This is a genomic window from Methylosinus sp. Sm6 (assembly GCF_019802345.1).
Taxonomy (GTDB): Bacteria; Pseudomonadota; Alphaproteobacteria; order Rhizobiales; family Beijerinckiaceae; genus Methylosinus.
Map to the genome: position 1 here is coordinate 1 of NZ_JAINDZ010000057.1, position 16,787 is coordinate 16,787.

Genomic DNA, 16,787 nt, shown 5'->3' on the forward strand with positions numbered 1-16,787 from the left:
TACGGCGCTATGAAAAGCGCGCGTCGCGAGCGGCTTGCTCCCGAACTGCTACACCACCGGTGGGGACACGACCGGCGAAAAAAAGAGACGCCATCGCCGCTTCGACCAACAACGAAACCTCTCAAGATACAGATAGACGACCGGCGTGGTGTAGAGCGTGAGCAGCTGGCTGAAGATCAATCCGCCGACGATGGCGACGCCCAAGGGGCGGCGAAGCTCGCCGCCGTCGCCGAAGGTCAGCGCCAATGGGATGGCGCCGAAGATCGCGGCCATCGTCGTCATCATGATGGGACGAAACCGCATCATGCTCGCGCGAAAGATCGCCTCGCGTGGCGCGAGCCGCTCCGAGCGCTGCGCCTCCAGCGCGAAATCGATCATCATGATCGCGTTCTTCTTCACGATGCCGATGAGCAGGATCACGCCGATGAGCGCCACGACGCTGAAATCCATGCCGAACAGCATCAGCGCCAGCACCGCGCCGACGCCCGCCGAGGGAAGGGTCGATAAAATCGTGACCGGGTGAATCAAGCTCTCGTAGAGAATTCCCAGCAAGATATAGACGATCACGAATGCGCCTGCGATCAGCGGACCCTCCTTGGCGAGCGAATCCTCGAAGGCGCGCGCCGTGCCGGCGAGAGCGCCGTGAATCGACCCGGGCATATGGAGCTCGGCCGCGATCCGGCGGATTTCGTCGCTCGCCTCGCCGAGCGTCGCGCCTGGACGCAGATTGAACGAGATGGTGACCGCCGCGAAGAGCCCTTGATGGTTCACCACGGTCGATGCGCTGCCCGAACCGAAATGGCCGAAGGCGGCGAGCGCCGCCATCGTGTCGCGACGCGTGACGACCGCCGCGCCGGCGGAGGCAGATCCTCTGGACGACCCGGCGAGAGCATTGGCGACCATATTCCGCGCCGATTCGCTTGCGGCCCGATCGATATCGCGGCTAGAATTTCCCGAGGGGAGCCTCGACACCGTCCCGGGAACGGCGTTGCTGACCGCCGTGCCGCTCGGTGAACCGTTCGCGACGGAGACATAGAGCGCGTTCAATATGTCCGGGTCCTGCCAATAGCGCGGCGCGACCTCCATCACGACGTGAGATTGCGTGATCGGTCCATAGATCACCGACGCCTGACGTTGGCCGAAAGCGTCATAGAGAACATCATCGACCTGCTTCATCGTCACGCCGAGTTGCGACGCCCGATCGCGGTCGATCATGACGCGCGTCTCCTGGCCTTTCCGCTGCGCGTCGGAATTAACGTCGGCGAGCACGGCGCTCTGACGCAACGCCGCGACGAGACGCGGCGCGACGCGATGAAGATCCTCGATGTTCTCGCCAAATAGCGTGAACTGATATTGCGCGTTGCTGGCTCGGCCGCCGACACGGAACTCCTGAACGGACTGCAGGAACAATTGCGCTCCCGCCACCTTCGCGAGCTTGCCGCGCAAGCGCCCGATGACCTCGTCCGCGCTGGCGTCGCGTCGATCCCTCGGCTTCAGATCGACGAAGACCTGGCCGGTGTTCGGCCGGCCGCTCCCCGCGCCCACGCCTCCGGCGACGCCGGCGACCGCAGGATCACTCTGAATGATCGCCTCGAATTGCGCGAGCTTGCGCCGCATGGATTCGAAGGAGGCGCTTTCGTCCGCTACGATCATGCCGGCCAGACGACCCGTGTCCTGCTGCGGAAAAAACCCTTTAGGAATGATCGAGAACAGCCAATAGTTCGCGCAGATCGTCGCGAGCAGGATCAGGAGCATGAGCCGTCCGTGACACAAGGCCCAGTCGAGCGTTCGACCATATCCGCGCAGAAGCGACGCCAAGAAATCGAACCGCGGCGTCGATCGAGCGCAGCGCCTCTTCGATAGGACCGCGCACAACATGGGCGTCGTCGTGAGCGACAGAACCAGCGAAACCAGCACGGCCAGCGACAGAGTGACGGAAAATTCCCGAAACAACCGTCCGAGCAGCCCGCCCATCAGGAGAATCGGCACGAATACGGCGATCAGCGAGAGGCTGATCGCGGTCACCGTGAACCCGACTTCACGCGCGCCGCGCACGGCGGCTTCGACGCATCCCATGCCGGCATCGATGTGACGCTGGATGTTTTCTTGAACGACGATCGCGTCGTCGACGACGAAGCCGGCGGCGATGATCAGCGCCATCAGCGAGAAATTGTTCAAGCTCATTCCCGCGAGCCAGATCGCGCCGAAGGTCCCGATGATCGACACGGTTATCGCGACCGCCGGAATGAGCGTCGCGCGAAGGTCCCGAAGAAAGGCGAAGACGATCAGCGTCACCAGCAGAACGGCGACGACGAGCGCCGTCTCTGTTTCGCGCAAGGACGCCCGAATGGTGTTGCTGCGATCGGACTTCAGCGCCAGATCGATATTGCTCGGCAAGGCGGCCTCGAGGCGTGGCATCTCGGCCTTGATCCGGTCGACCGTCTCGATGACATTCGATCCAGGCTGGCGATACACATAGACGGCGACCGACCTTTCCCCGTTCATCAGCGCTTCATTGCGAACATCCTCGACGGAATCGACGATCTCGGCGATCTCGTCGAGACGCAGGGCCGCGCCATTGCGATAGGCCACGATCAGCGATCGATAATCACTCGCCCGCGTCGCGCGATCATTGGCGTAGATCTGGAAGCGTCGCTCGCTGTCGACGATCTCGCCCTTCGGACTATTGGCGTTGGCCGACGCCAGAGCGGCGCGTATGTCCTCGAGACCGACGCCATATCGCGCCAGCGCTTTCGGGTCGAGCTCGACGCGCACGGCGGGCGGGCTCGATCCGCCGACGAGCACCTGGCCGACGCCCTCGAGCCGAGACAATCTCTGCTGCAGGATATCGCTCGCGAGCTCATGCAAGCGGCTCGGCGTCAGCGTCTTCGAGGCCAAAGTGATGATGACCAGCGGCGCATCGGCGGGATTCATCTTGCGATAGGACGGTCGCATATGAAGGTTCGCCGGCAGATCGGCGCGGGCTGCGTCGATCGCCCCTTGAACGTCGCGGGCGGCGCCGTCGATGTCGCGATCAATGTCGAATTGCAGAATGATGCGCGTCTGTCCGAGGCTGCTCGCGGATGTCATCTCCGTCACATGCGCGATCTGACCGAGCCGCCGCTCGAGCGGAGCGGCGACGCTGGTCGCCATGATTTCCGCTCCGGCGCCGGGAAGCTGCGCCGAGACCATGATGGTCGGAAAATCGACTTGCGGCAGCGGCGCGACGGGCAGATTCAGAAAGGCGAGCGCGCCCGCCAGCACGATCCCGATCGTGACGAGGGTCGTGCCGATCGGACGCGCGACGAAGTGGGCCGAAAACCTCATCCCGAGATCTCGTCGACGGCGATCGACGCGCGCGAACGCCTGGGGGAGAGCCGCGCCTCGAGGCGATCCAGATAGAGATAGATCACCGGCGTGGTGAAGAGCGTCATCGCCTGGCTGAGCAACAGCCCGCCGATGATCGCGACGCCGAGCGGGCGACGCAATTCGAAGCCGACGCCCGTATCGAGCATCAATGGCAGAGCGCCGAGGATCGCCGCCATCGTCGTCATCAGAATCGGCCGAAACCTCAGCAGGCAGGCGTCGAAGATCGCCTCTTCGGCGGAAAGGCCGCGCGAGCGCCGCGCCTCGACGGCGAAATCGACGACCATGATGGCGTTCTTCTTCACGATGCCGATCAACAGCACGAGCCCGATGACCGCGATGAGATCGAGTTCGCCGCCGGTCGCCGCCATAGCGAGCAAGGCCCCGAGGCCCGCGGAGGGGAGAGTCGAGAGGATCGTGATGGGGTGGATGAAGCTCTCATAGAGGACGCCGAGCACGATATAGATCGTGACGACCGCTGCGAGAACGAGAAGGATCTCCTTGGTCGTCGAGGCGCGGAAGGCGCCGGCCGCGCCTTGGAAATCAGCGACGAAGCTCGCGGGAAGGCCGATGTCCCGCTCGCTCCGCTCGATCGCCTCGATCGCGGCGCCGAGCGACGATCCGGGAGCGACATCGAAGTAGACCATCGCCGCCGGCAGCTGCCCGAGATGATGAATGGCCAGAGGACTGCGACGCTGCTCGATGCGCACGAGCGCAGAAAGCGGCGTTTGTCCGTTGGACGTCGACACCGAGGACGGCAGATAGAGCGAGGAGAGGACCTCCAGCGTTCGCGGCAGGGCGGGATCGATTTCGAGAATGACGCGATATTGCGCAGCTTGCGTGTAGATCGTCGTGATGATGCGCTGACCGAATGCGTCATAGAGCATATTGTCGATGGTCGCAGGCGTGACGCCATAGCGCGACGCAGTCTCTCGATCGATGACGAGGTTCACCGCGAGCCCTTGCTGTCGCGCGTCGCTCGCGACGCCGGTCAATTCAGGCGCCTGCTCGAGACGCTGCAGCAGGCGCGGCGTCCAGACCGCGAGCTCGTCGGGATTGGCGCTCTGCAAAATGAAATGATATCGGGCGCGGCCGCCCGCGGCGGCGTCGACGGTCAGCTCCTGCACCGGCTGCATGTCGAGCGAGACGCCCGGGATATGCGCGACCTCCGCCTGCAATCGTCGGATCACCTCGCCGGCGCCGACGCGTCGTCGATCGGGCGGCGCGAGAACGATCAGAAATCGACCCGTGTCGGGTGTCGCATTGGCGCCGTCGACGCCGATGAAGGAGCTCACGCTGGCGACCGCCGGATCGCGCAGGATCGCGTCGGCGAGGCGGGTCTGCAGCAGGGCCATAGCGGCGTGAGAGACGCCCGGCGAAGCGACCGAGACCGCCTCGATCAAGCCCGTGTCCTGCATCGGGAAAAAGCCCTTGGGGATCGCCGCGGCGGCCGCGATCGTCGCGGCGATCGTCAGCAATGTCGCCGCCAAGGCGAGCGGCTGGCGCCGCAGCACGATCTCCAAAGCGCGCGAATAGGTCGCGACGATCGTGGCGAAGACACGCTCGGCTTCGAGGTCGAGCCGATGGCGAAGCCCGGCCGGACGGCGGCGCAGCAGCCGGGCGCAGAGCATCGGCACGAGCGTGAGCGACACGATCGCCGATATGACGATGGTGACGGCGAGGGTGACGGCGAATTCATGGAAGAGGCGGCCGACCACGCCATCCATGAACAGCAGCGGAATGAGCGCGGCGATCAAGGAGAGGGTGAGCGAGACGATGGTGAAGCCGATCTCGCGCGAGCCTCGAAGCGCCGCGCGCAATGGGCGCTCGCCGGATTCGATATAGCGGGTGATGTTCTCGATCACCACGATCGCGTCGTCGACCACGAAGCCGGTCGAGATCGTGAGCGCCATCAGTGACAGATTGTCGAGGCTGAAGCCGAGGAGATGCATGGCGGCGAAGGCGCCGACGACGGACAAGGGCACGGAGAGGCCGGGAATGATCGTCGCCGGCAGATTGCGCAGAAACAGGAAGATCACCAGAATGACGAGCGCCACCGCGAGAGCGAGCTCGAGCTCGACCTCCGCGAGCGAGGCGCGAATGGTCGTCGTGCGGTCGCTGAGAATTCGAACGTCGATCGCGCTCGGCAGTCCGGCTTCGAGCGTCGGCAGCAGGCTCCTGATCGCTTCGACGACCGCGATGACATTCGCTCCCGGCTGGCGCTGAATATTGAGAATGATGGCGGGCGTTCGATCAGCCCATGCGGCGAGCTTGTCGTTCTCCGGCCCGAGGACCACATGCGCCACATCGTGGAGCCGCACCGGCCGGCCGTCTCGATAGGCGATGACGAGATTACGGAAATCCTCGAGCTCGGTGAGCTGATCATTGGCGTTGATCGTCGAGGCGCGCATCGGCCCGTCGAAGCTGCCTTTGGGACCATTGACATTGGCGTTCGCGATCGTCGTGCGAAGATCGTCGATGTTGAGCCGATAGCCGGCGAGCGTGCGGGGATCGAATTGGATGCGCACGGCGGGCCGCTGCGAGCCGCTGACGCCGACGAGCCCGACGCCCGCGACCTGCGAGATTTTTTGCGCGAGCCGCGTCTCGGCCAGATTCGCCAGCTCCGTGAGCGGGCGTGTCTGCGAGGTGATCGCGAGCGTCATGATCGGCGCGTCGCCGGGGTTGAATTTGGCGTAGATCGGCGGCGTCGGCAGTCCGGACGGCAGCAGATTGCTGGCCGCGTCGATCGCCGCCTGCACCTCCTGCTCGGCGACGTCGAGATAGAGCTTCTCGCTGAACTGCAGACTGATCACCGAGGCTCCGGCGGAGCTCGTCGACGTCATCTGGCCGAGCCCGGGCATTTGGCCCAATTGCCGCTCCAGCGGCGCCGTCACCGCCGAGGTCATCACCTCCGGGCTGGCCCCCGGGAAGAAGGTCTGAACCTGAATGGTCGGATAGTCCACATTCGGCAGCGCCGACAGCGGCAGCAGGCCATAGGCGACGACGCCGGCGAGCGTCAGAGCGACCATCAGCAGCGAGGTGGCGATCGGTCGATATATGAATATTCGCGATGGATTCATCGAAACGACTCGAGGTGGGTGATGCGGCGCGCCGAGCTCTATGACGCCGGCTTCTGCCTGTTCGCCGGAACAGGCTCGGGAATCGAGACGATGGCGCCTTCGCGCAAATTATCCGCGCCTTCGGTGACGACGCGCTCTTTCGCCTTCAGCCCCGCTTCGACGACGATGCGGCCATCGCCCGAGGGACCGAGCGTCACGCGCCGCATACCGACCTTGTCGCCCGGCCCGATCACGAACACGAAAGGATTCTGAGCTTCGCCTTGAACGGCGGCGCGAGGAATGGTGACGGCGTCGCGCAGCGTCTCCACGACGAGATCGATATTGACGAACTGATTGGGGTAGAGCTTCTCATCGTCATTGGCGAAGCGCGCGCGCAATTTCACAGTGCCGGTGGAGGAGTCGATCTGATTGTCGATGGCGAACAGCTCCCCTTTGGCGATCTCGACGACATGACCATGATCGAAGGCCGCGACGCCGAGCTTCGCCCCGGCGCGAAAGCGCTGCAAGACCGGCTGCAGCCGGCTTTCGGGAACGATGAACACGACAGTGATCGGATTGAGCTGCGTCACCACCGCGACGCCGTTCTGGTCATTGGGACCGACGAAATTTCCCGGATCGACCTGCCGCAGACCGGCGCGGCCGTCGATCAGCGACGTGATCCGACAATAGGCGACATTGAGCCGCGCGGCGTCGACGGTCGCCTCGTCGATCGCCACCATGCCCTTATATTGCGAGACGAGGGATTCCTGCGTGTCGATCTGCTGCGTCGAGACGGCATATTTCACCCTGCTGCTCACCGAGCGATATCTTTGCAGATCCCGCTCGGCGTTGCGCAGAATGGCGAGATCGCGCTGCAGCTGCGCCTCGTTCTGTGCGAGCGCGAGCCGATAGGGGCGTGGATCGACCTGCGCCAGCAGATCGCCGGCCTTCACCATTTGCCCTTCGACGAAATTCACCTCCAGCAATTGTCCCGATATTTGCGACTTGACGATCGAGGTGGCGAGCGGAACGACCGTGCCGATACCCGTCAGAACGACGGGAAAATCCTCGACGCGCGCATCCTCGGCGGCGACCGGCGTCGCAGGTCGGCGCGCCCCGGGCTGAGCGGTTTGCGTCGCCTGGGGAAAGAACCCCGGGAAAAAACGCCATAGCGCCGCGCCGATCAGCAAGGTCGCCAATGCGAGCGCCGCGGCCGGTCGGTAGCCGTTCGTGAGGCGGTTCCTTTCCCCGCCGGGACGAATTCGGCCGACGGCGGTCATAAAGAGGCCCACTCGACGCATCTTCGAGCTCCGTATCCAAAGGCGCCAATCATGCATCCTATCGGCGATGCGCTTCCATATCGACCCCATTATGAGAATGTAGCGATCGTTCGACGCGCTTTCCGAGGCGCCTCACGGGCGCGTCGCAGACTTCGTATCGCTCGATTGCATCGTCCGCTCCCCGGTCGGATCGCCGTTCGAGAGCTTCGCGCGCCATCTCGCCAGAAATTCGCGTTGATTGGGCAAAAGATCCGGGCTTTCGGCGAGGCGATCGCACGCGTCGAGGATCACGGCGATGTCGTGCGTCCCGTCTCGCTTGAAGCATGTCTGCCAGCTCAACAGCTGTCGCATGACGCCTTCGCCGGACCCGTGCGCGCCTGTCGATCGGCCGTCCGATGGATCGCCTGCGGCGGCGGCGGTCGCGACGAGAATAGATATCAGCGTCGCGGCATGACGCGCAGCGTCCGCGCGAGGGGATCTCGCGCCGCTCACGCCGCCGATCCTCCGGCGCTTCGTAATTCGCAAGGACATGGTTGCTCCTTTGTGGCGATCGACGAAAGCCGTCGTCGATGGAGGAAAATCACGCGCCATCTCGATCCGGCTCATCGAGAGACGCGACTATGCAGATGTTCGACCGCTCGCGTGAGATGCCTGTTCACGGTTCGAACCGTCACCCCCAATCGTCGGGCGGTTTCGGATTGGTCCAGGTCTTCGACCCAATAGAGGAGAAAGGCCTCTCGGCACGTCGGCGACAAATCTTCGAGATGCGCGCAGAGCTGACGAAGCTCGACATAGCTTTCGATCGACGATTCCGGCTCTTGGGCCGGCTCGGCGCTCGGCGGTCCGACCGCTGCGTCACTTGCATGGCGCGAGCGGACTTGCGCCATACGGATGGTGTCGATCGTCAGATTCGCGGCGATGTGGAAGAGATAGGCCTTCTGGTATGAAATGGATGCGACGCGGCCCTCCTGCAGCGCGCGCACATAGGCCTCCTGAACAATGTCCTCAGCCTCATGTGGTCCGACGCGCCGACGGGCGAAAGCTCGCAATTCTCCCGCATGAGCGCGATAAAGACGTTCGAGGGCCTCATTCAACGAGAGCATAACGATCTTCTCCGCGCTGGATAAACGGATACGGCGGAAGCGAGAGCGACGCAGGGGATGAAAGACCACCGCCAGTCGTGCGACTGCGCCATGGCGTGACTCCTCGAAAAGGCCGACGTCGTTTGTCGACGTCTCGGCTTTGAGAACGGCTATTCGAATGGGCCGCGACGCGGACGCCCGCCATTGCTCCGGTCTCGTCACGCTTCGACGTTGAGCGAAACGGGCGGTCGGAGCCGATCAGCGATCACATTCGAGAATGTCTGGAGAAACGCGCTTCAAGAATGAGCAGGAGGGGCCCGCGCATGGCAATAGGATGACCTAGGCGACGCGGTCGCTCGCGCTTCTGTGCCGACCCATCGGATCGAGACGGATGGTCGTCCTCGACACCGTTCCGGCGCACTCGAGATCGCGAGATGGCGGCATAGGCATGTCGTGCAGGCCGCGGCGCAGCAGAAGGCGGAATCGTCGCGCTCCGCAGGAGCCGTGTCGCTCGACGCATAGCGAGAGCATCGGATCTCCGGCTGCGCATTCGCGACATGGCCGATCACGGCCAGAGGCGTGAGCCATTGCAGCAACAACCAGAGCGATGCGACAAGGCCGACCGCGCCACGAACGGCTCTCCATTCTGCCTGGCCTCGAGACATGAGCGCCCCTCAAATTGCACGACCCCGAGACATCGGCGTCGCCGGCTCCGCCGATCCAGAGTCTCGGCGGCAGCCGGTTCGATAATTATCTTGGCGTGGTCCGCGCCGCGCTCTCTGCATGCGGACCACGCTCTGTTTGCCCGGACCGTCGGCGGACGACGATGTCGGCCACTGCGCGAGAGAAACCGGAGCGCCGGATGGACGCGTTACTTCTCGGCCGCCTGCGTTTTCCACGGATCGTAGAAGCGTGGCGAAGCGAGCAGCGTCTCGTCGGTGAGCGTTTTCAGAAAAGCGAGCAGATCGGCCTTTTCCTGCGCAGAGAGGTCGATCTTCACGATGAGCCCGCTCTTCAGCGGGCTCATGGCGCCGTCGCCGGCGTGCGGCCCCGTCTCGATCTTGCGCCCGCCGCGCGAATAAATGTCGATCACTTCCTCCAATGTCGCGACGCTCCCGTCATGCATATAGGGGCCGGTCACCGCTATGTTGCGCAGGCTCGGCGCGCGGAACTTGCCCATGTCGTCGGGATCGCCGGTGATGTCGAAGAGCCCGCGATTGGGCGGCGGGTAGGCGCCCTTCCCGTCTATGTCGTAGAGTCCCGTGTTGTGAAACGGCGTTTCCGGATCGCGCGTCTTGGCGTGCTGGAATTGATCGTCGAGATCGACGCTGCCGTGGCAGTGATGGCACTCGGCCTTCTCGCCGAAATAGAGATCATGCCCGCGCTGCTCCTGCTCGGTGAATTTGATCTCGCCTTGCAGATATCGATCGTAGCGGCTGTCGAAAGAGATCACGCCGCGCTCGAAGGCCGAGATCGCAGCGATGATCGTCTCGAAGCTGATCGGCTCGGCGGACTTCTCCGGAAAAGCCTCCGCGAACCATCTGCGATAATCGGCGTCGGCGCGGAACCGCGCGACGATCTCGGCCTTGTTCGCGTCATTGACGCCCATTTCGATCGGCGCATCGCCATAGAGGGGATTCTCCATCTGCCGCTCCAGCGTCACCAGCGCCGGATTGGCCCAGGTGAGCGTCGCGCGCCATCCGGAATTCACGATCGACGGCGCATTGCGTGGCGTCTTGTCTCCGGTCGAGCCGACGCCGACCACGCGTCCGTCGGTGAAGGCGCGCTCCTGCAGATGGCAGGAGGCGCAGGAGATGATTCCATTGCCGGAGAGGCGCTTGTCGAAGAACAAGCGCCGTCCGAGCTGAAATTTATCCTCGGACATCGGATTATCCGCGGGCACGCGCGGCGGCGGAATATATTTGGGAAGGTCCCAGCCCCAGGAGGAGGCCGCCGCCTGTCCGCCGGCAGCCGCCGGCCCCGAGGCCAGAGCCGCGGCGAGCGCAAGAATCGCGGCCCGACTCATTGCTTACCGCCTCCGAGATCGGCGGTCTTGGCCGGACCGATCTTGAACACGGGCGAGACTCCAGGCCTAGTCTGCTTGCCCGCGTCATTGGCGCCGGGCGCGCTCTCTGCGAGATTGAGGCCGAGCGCCTCGAAGATCGCGGGACATTCGGGATCGTCCAGCGCGCTCATGCAGCCGACGGCGCCGCCCTTGTCGGCGGTGATGTCGGACTTCTCGAGCAGGCGCGTGAAGTCGAATTCGACGCGCTGCTTCTTCGGGTCGAAGCGATCGAAGGCGACCGTGAACCGGTTCTCATGCGCGCAGGAGACGATCTCCCCGGTCGCCGGATTGCCCTTGCAGCCGGTCGAGCCGATATGGACCATCCAGCTTCGCGTCTTCGAGCCGTCGGCCTTCAGCACCGGCGACGGCGGATCGACCTCCAGGGTCACGAAGCGCCGGCCGGCCTGCCAGTTCCAGGCCATGCCGACGACATCGAGCGGCGGCGCCGCGGTCTCGACATTCGAATGATTGATCGAGACCGGCTTGCCGTCGACGATCGTCTCGACCGGCGCGCCGACCGAAAATTCGAGCCCGATATGAGCGCCCGCGGGCGCTTCTCCGATGATCGTCGTGTTCTTCGCCGGATTGCCCTCGGTGCAGGGGGCGTTGCCGCCGCGCGCGTCCTTGAAGTCGAGCAGAGCGACATCGCCATATTGCCAGTCGTTCTGCGCCAAAGCGATCGGCGTGCGCTTGCCTTTGGCGTCGATCAGCTTGACGCCATAAACGTAAAAGCGCGCCTCATGGAGCTTGGAGGTCAGATGGCCGGCGCCGAGCTCGGCGAGCGGCGCGCCGCACCCGACCTGCTTTCCATCGGCCGTGATGGCGAAGGAAATCGAGACGGCCTGCGTCTTTCCGCCCGCCGCCTGCGCGGCCTCCGTCGCGACGAACAATAGTCCGGCCGCCGCCCAGATGCTCATATGTCGCAATGTCCGCATATCTCGATTCCTCCGCCAAAATGGAATGCCCGGGAGAGCGACGTTTCTGTCTCGGCGCGTGAGCAGCCCCTCTCCCGGCGCTCGCTCAGAACTCCACCCGCAGCGATCCGAGGAAGGTGCGCGGCGGCCCGGTCATGATCGTGGACCGGCCGCTCGCCGAGGGATAATAGACCGTGTCGGTGATGTTTTTCACATTCAGCTGTGCAGTGACGGTGAAGTCCTCGATCTTCGTCGTATAGGCGATCATGCCGTTGAGCAGCGCATAGCTCGGTAGGACGAAGCTGTTCGCCGTGTCGCCGAGCTGATCCGAACTCGCCGAAACGCCGGCGCCGAGGCTCAGGCCCTTGAACGCGTCATCGGCGTCATATTTGATCCATAGATTCCCATAATTGCGCGGGCTGCCCGGCAATATGCTGCCCGCAACCGCGAGCTGCCGCGCATAGGCGGTGTTGGGATCCGTCGCCGTGCCGACGACGGTTCGCACATCGTCATGCGTATAATTGGCGATGACGCTCCAATTGTCGTCGATCTGACCCGTCAAATCGATCTCGACGCCCTGACTCCTCGCCTTTCCGATCAGAAGCCGGTTCGCCGCATTCGCGGGGTCCGTCACAGGGACGTTGGTCTTGGTGATATCGAAATAAGCGATCGTCAGCAGCAGACGCTTATCGAGGAGCTCGGCCTTGAGGCCGCCCTCATATTGCTCGCCTCTCTGCGGCGCCAAGGTTCGACCCTGCGTGTCGAGTTGATTGGCGCCGAGCGACTGCGTGAAATTTCCATAGAGCGACAACCAGGGCAGCGGCTGAAAGAGCAGGCCGACGCGCGGGCTGAAGCCGCTGTCGTAGCTCGTTTGATAGGTCGCGTTCGCGAGCGCGGCGGATGTCTTGTCACGGTTGGCGCTGGTTTCGGCCCAGTCATACCTCCCGCCGAGCAGAACATGCACTTTGTCGTCCCAGAAGGAGATCATGTCCTGGCCGTAGACGCCGGTCCATTTCTGCCCCGTCATGTTATATTGCTGCGCGGCGTTGAGATTCACGGACCGCCAATAATTCGGATTATAGATATCGACTGCGCCCGCGAAAATCGACGCTCCGCCGTAGAGCGGTGCAAAGAAATTGAAATAGTCGAAACCAACGAGGATCGAGTGCTCGAGCGGACCGGTGGAAAACTTGCCTTTCACATCGAGATTGGTCGAAAAATTCTTGTCGGTGCCGCCGGGATTGTAGGTGAGAAAGAGGTTCATCAAGCCCGTCGCCTCGTTCAGAGCGAGCGGGAAGCCATTCTCGGTCTGAGTCCCGGTGTTGGAATAGCTCAACCGGTTGGTCACGCTCCAGCCCGGCAGGACATCGTAGGTCCAGTCATAGGCGATGCGCTTCTTGTCCATATTATTGGGCATGCGCGCCGTGATGAAGGCCGGCGAGAGATAGCGGCTGCGCGGAATATTGGCCGGGCCGCCGCCGACGGCCGGATAGATCGGATAATCATCGACCCAGATGCGATTGTCATATTCGAAATCGATGTTCATCCGGAACTGCTCGATCGGATGCAGCGTGATCGTCGGCGCGAGGAAGACATTGCGATCGTTGACGAGGTCGCGATAGGAGTCGGTGCGAAAGAATTCGCCGTTGAATCGATAGAGGATCGATTTGTCGGTCGTCACCGGACCGGTCGCGTCCACCGTGGTTCGCGTCAGCCCATAGGAGCCGAGTTGCTGCTCTACGGAATAATAGGGCGTCTCCAGCGGTCGCTTGACCACCATATTGACGATGCCTCCCGGCTCCATGCGGCCGAAGAGCATGGCCGCGGGTCCTTTCAGCACGTCGATCGACTGCAGATTGGTCGTATCGAGGTGGCGATAACGCTGTTCCATCAAGCCGTTTCTATAAGTCGGGGCGAGGAAGCCGCGAACATTGACGACATTGTCGAAGAAGTTCGGCGTGAGGGTGACGCCGCTGACATTCGAGATGAGCGCGTCCCGGATCGTGATCGCCTGCTTGTCGTCCATCGTCTGGCGCGTCACGCTCTGCACGGAGATCGGCGTCTGCATCAGCGGCGTGTCGGTCTTCAACGTCATCGGCGCCGATGACGCCGGCCGATAGCCCGTATATCTGTCGCCCGGCCCCTGCGGCCCGGCATGCGCGTCCTGACGCTGCTTCGTCTCCGCGCCGACATCGATCGTCGGCAGCGCGGTCGCGCCGGACGCGGCGTCGTTCATCGTTCCACGATCGTTCTGCGCGAGCAGGATCGACACTGTGTCGCCCCTGGCCGAGAATCGCCAGGATAGCCCGGTGCCCCGCAGCAACCGATCGAGACCCTCGCGAACCGAGAAATCTCCATCCAGTCCGATCGTCCGCAGCCGGCTCGTCACTGCGGAATCATAGAGAACCTGAAGGCCGTTCAACTCCGCGAAAGAATTGAGCGCGCTGGGGAGAGGGCCGGAGGGAATGCGATAGCTCTGCACGAGGCCGGCGCGCTCCTGCGGCGAAATGGCGGCCTGGGCCGGCGAGTCGGAGACTCCCGCGCCGAGCGCCATAAACGCCATCGCCAACATCGATCCCATATTGCCTTCGCCGCTTCCGAATTTGGTGCGAATGTTCCGACCCGCCATTGTGTCGCCTCTGCCGCCGCGGGACGAAATTTCGTCCCTTCTGCCGCTCCTCACGCAGCAAGCGACGAAAAAGGAGGTCGAGACGGAATTTTTTTTCCGCACCGCCGTCGATTCATTCGTAGATAATCGTGAGATAGCGTGTGATATGCGTCGCATGAAGGCCGAGAGAGGTCTCGATCTCGTCCAGCGCGGCGATCGGATCCACGACGTTGAACACGCCCGTGACGCGGCGCGCCCGCAGCGCCGGGTCGACGAAATAGACGAACCCGCGATGATAGCGTCCGAGCGCGCGCACGACGTCGCCCAGCGGCCTGTCCTCGAACACCAGCCTCCCCCGCCGCCAAGCGGTCGCGCGATCGACATTGGCGGGCTGAGCCGGCTTGACCGCTTCGCGCGCGCCATAGGCGCTCTGCTCGCCCTCCTCGACGATCACCTCGCCGCCGCCGCTCGCTACGCGCACGCTATGGCTGGTCACTGTCACATGGGCCCTGCCATTCTCGACGGCGACGTCGAAGGAGGTCCCGAGAGCGGTGGTCGTTCCGCCGGCCGCCTCGACGACGAAGGGCCGCGAAGCGTCGGGCGCGACCTCGAACCAGGCTTCGCCCTCGAGCAGCGTAACCCGCCGCTGCGTCTCAGTGTAGCTCAGAGCCACGGCGCTGCGGGCGTCGAGCTCGATGCGAGAGCCGTCGGAGAGGGTCGCCTGCCGCGTCTCGCCCGGGCCGGTGAGGAGATCGGACCAAAGCCGCAGCGAGATGTCGTCATAGAGAAAGACCGCGAGCGCCGCGGCGCTCACCGCCGCCGCCAGCCTGCGCCGCCGGCGCCTCGACTTGCGCTGCGGGCCGGCGCCCGGCCAGCGCGACGTCATGAAGTCGCCGAGCGCCGCGAGCTTCGCATAGGCGTCCCGATGCGCCTCGTCCTCGGCGAGCCAGGCCTCGAACGCCGACCGCTCCTTCTTGGTGAGCCGTCCACCGGTCTGCTTCAGCCACCAGTCGATCGCGGCCTCGCGGACGCCGTGCGGAGCGGCGGATTTTTTCTCGGTCATGACGTGATCCGTCGCGGCGCTGCGCGTTCGGCCGCGACGAAAGGCGACCCTCTCAGCATATCACGCGCGAGCGCGCGGAAAGGGAGGTCCGCCGGCAAAAAACTATTCCACCGCCGCCCAGCAGCGCGCCATGGCCAGCCGCATGTGCTTTTGCGCCATATTCCGAGATATGCCGAGACGCACGGCGATCTCGCCGAGATCGCGCCCCTCGGTCATGAAGAGCAGGAAGACTTCACGGCAACGGGGCGGCAGGCCGTCGACCGCCTCGCATAGCAGGCGCCATTTTTCTTCCGCCTCGAGTCGCGCGTCCGGCCGATGGTCCGTCGAAGCAGCGAGATCGAGTTCCGCTTCGGCATCGATGACTCTCGCCTCCGTCCGGCGCCGACGCGCATGGTCGCGTGTGAGATTGACGGCGATACGCTTCAGCAGAGACTGCGGATCATCGACGGTGTCGAACTGTCCGTGCCGCAGCACGCGCACGAAGGTATCCTGCAGCAGGTCCGACGCGTCTTCGCGCCCCACCTTCCGCGACAAATAAGCGAACAGTTCGCGTCGACCGTTACTGAAAAGTCGATCGACGAATCGTGATTTCTCATTTGACATTGGCGTTGCCCGGCAACGGCCTGTGCGCCCGGCGCGGGAGCCGGGAACGGCATGGGGTGGCGTGGATGAGCGCCGCGCGGTCGAGACGGCGCGATGTCGAGGCCGGGGGAGGGGAACGGCGTGCGAGCGGCCGTGCCGTTCACGCGGACAGAGGCGGCGCGCGCGACGACCAGGGCGGCGAGGGATCCGGGCCGCGCTCACCCTCCTCGACGGCGAGGCCGATGATATCCGCTTCGTCGGGCTCGGGCCGAAGGAAGACGAACGGCCTGAAGAGGTCCGGCGGTGACGCCACGGCCGCGCCCAGGAGGCAGCAGTGCGGATGGTGGGGACAGGCGGGAGACGGGGCCTCGTCGTGATGAGAGGCCGCGACGCAATCGACCTCGAGGAGGCCCGTCGAACCGTGCAGTCCGCCCTGCGCCAAAGGTCCGGCGACGACGAGCGCCAGGACGACCGCCTGCAGCATCGACAGCAAGCCGACGATGCCTACGACGAACGCCGACATGGGAACGGTTCTGTGGTCCCGCAAACGCGCCATGTCGAACAATCCCGCGCACACCGATCGAGCGGTAGCGAACCGTTGATCGAGCACGGCTCCGTTCCTAGAACGCGCTATCCGCGCTAGTCAAGCGTCGAGATTGTCGAGGCAGGGCTTCGAATCCAGGTTAACAACTTCCGTGCAACCGCGTCATGCCCGCGCTTGTCGCACGGCTGTCCGGCACAAAAATTGGTTGTACAAGCGCATGACAT

At 64.0% G+C, this 16,787-nt stretch carries 10 protein-coding genes; all 10 read right to left on the reverse strand.

All coding sequences use genetic code 11. From position 1 onward, the window contains the following. Positions 1-48: 48 nt before the first annotated feature. The 10 genes from K3F48_RS22050 to K3F48_RS22095 all read right to left on the reverse strand — a co-directional run bounded on the left by K3F48_RS22050 (position 49) and on the right by K3F48_RS22095 (position 16,542). Positions 49-3,327, reverse strand: a complete 3,279-nt coding sequence (locus K3F48_RS22050) for an efflux RND transporter permease subunit (RefSeq protein WP_222577599.1) — start codon at positions 3,325-3,327, stop codon at positions 49-51. Then, positions 3,324-6,446: an efflux RND transporter permease subunit gene (locus K3F48_RS22055; protein WP_222577600.1), complete on the reverse strand. Its 3,123-nt coding sequence runs from the start codon at positions 6,444-6,446 to the stop codon at positions 3,324-3,326. The genes K3F48_RS22050 and K3F48_RS22055 overlap by 4 nt, the downstream gene beginning before the upstream one ends. A gap of 38 nt (positions 6,447-6,484) precedes the next feature. Beyond that, positions 6,485-7,705, reverse strand: a complete 1,221-nt coding sequence (locus K3F48_RS22060; protein ID WP_255609616.1) for an efflux RND transporter periplasmic adaptor subunit — start codon at positions 7,703-7,705, stop codon at positions 6,485-6,487. Positions 7,706-8,307: 602 nt separating this feature from the next. After that, a complete protein-coding gene (locus K3F48_RS22065; protein WP_222577602.1) occupies positions 8,308-8,808 on the reverse strand; it encodes an RNA polymerase sigma factor in 501 nt (166 codons plus the stop codon). 850 nt (positions 8,809-9,658) lie between these two features. Then, positions 9,659-10,813, reverse strand: a complete 1,155-nt coding sequence (locus K3F48_RS22070) for a methanobactin export MATE transporter MbnM (protein WP_222577603.1) — start codon at positions 10,811-10,813, stop codon at positions 9,659-9,661. Next, complete coding sequence (locus K3F48_RS22075; protein ID WP_255609620.1) at positions 10,810-11,787, reverse strand: MbnP family copper-binding protein; 978 nt, start codon at positions 11,785-11,787, stop codon at positions 10,810-10,812. The genes K3F48_RS22070 and K3F48_RS22075 overlap by 4 nt, the downstream gene beginning before the upstream one ends. Before the next feature lie 85 nt (positions 11,788-11,872). Further along, positions 11,873-14,395: a TonB-dependent receptor gene (locus K3F48_RS22080; RefSeq protein ID WP_255609622.1), complete on the reverse strand. Its 2,523-nt coding sequence runs from the start codon at positions 14,393-14,395 to the stop codon at positions 11,873-11,875. A 112-nt stretch (positions 14,396-14,507) separates the two neighbouring features. Beyond that, positions 14,508-15,437, reverse strand: coding sequence for a FecR family protein (locus K3F48_RS22085; protein ID WP_222577604.1), 930 nt, complete (start codon positions 15,435-15,437; stop codon positions 14,508-14,510). Positions 15,438-15,539: 102 nt separating this feature from the next. Next, the gene (locus tag K3F48_RS22090; RefSeq protein ID WP_222577605.1) at positions 15,540-16,040 is read right to left on the reverse strand and encodes an RNA polymerase sigma factor; all 501 of its coding nucleotides are present in this window, start codon (positions 16,038-16,040) and stop codon (positions 15,540-15,542) included. A gap of 139 nt (positions 16,041-16,179) precedes the next feature. Continuing rightward, positions 16,180-16,542, reverse strand: a complete 363-nt coding sequence (locus K3F48_RS22095; protein ID WP_222577606.1) for a hypothetical protein — start codon at positions 16,540-16,542, stop codon at positions 16,180-16,182. Between the last annotated feature and the right edge of the window lie 245 nt (positions 16,543-16,787).

Coding starts and splice junctions, on each gene's coding strand:
- K3F48_RS22065 (WP_222577602.1), bottom strand. CDS start 8,808: ATGCTCTCGTTGAATGAGGCCCTCGAACGTCTTTATCGCGCTCATGCG.
- K3F48_RS22070 (WP_222577603.1), bottom strand. CDS start 10,813: ATGAGTCGGGCCGCGATTCTTGCGCTCGCCGCGGCTCTGGCCTCGGGG.
- K3F48_RS22085 (WP_222577604.1), bottom strand. CDS start 15,437: ATGACCGAGAAAAAATCCGCCGCTCCGCACGGCGTCCGCGAGGCCGCG.
- K3F48_RS22095 (WP_222577606.1), bottom strand. CDS start 16,542: ATGTCGGCGTTCGTCGTAGGCATCGTCGGCTTGCTGTCGATGCTGCAG.
- K3F48_RS22090 (WP_222577605.1), bottom strand. CDS start 16,040: ATGTCAAATGAGAAATCACGATTCGTCGATCGACTTTTCAGTAACGGT.
- K3F48_RS22060 (WP_255609616.1), bottom strand. CDS start 7,705: ATGACCGCCGTCGGCCGAATTCGTCCCGGCGGGGAAAGGAACCGCCTC.
- K3F48_RS22055 (WP_222577600.1), bottom strand. CDS start 6,446: ATGAATCCATCGCGAATATTCATATATCGACCGATCGCCACCTCGCTG.
- K3F48_RS22080 (WP_255609622.1), bottom strand. CDS start 14,395: ATGGCGGGTCGGAACATTCGCACCAAATTCGGAAGCGGCGAAGGCAAT.
- K3F48_RS22050 (WP_222577599.1), bottom strand. CDS start 3,327: ATGAGGTTTTCGGCCCACTTCGTCGCGCGTCCGATCGGCACGACCCTC.
- K3F48_RS22075 (WP_255609620.1), bottom strand. CDS start 11,787: ATGCGGACATTGCGACATATGAGCATCTGGGCGGCGGCCGGACTATTG.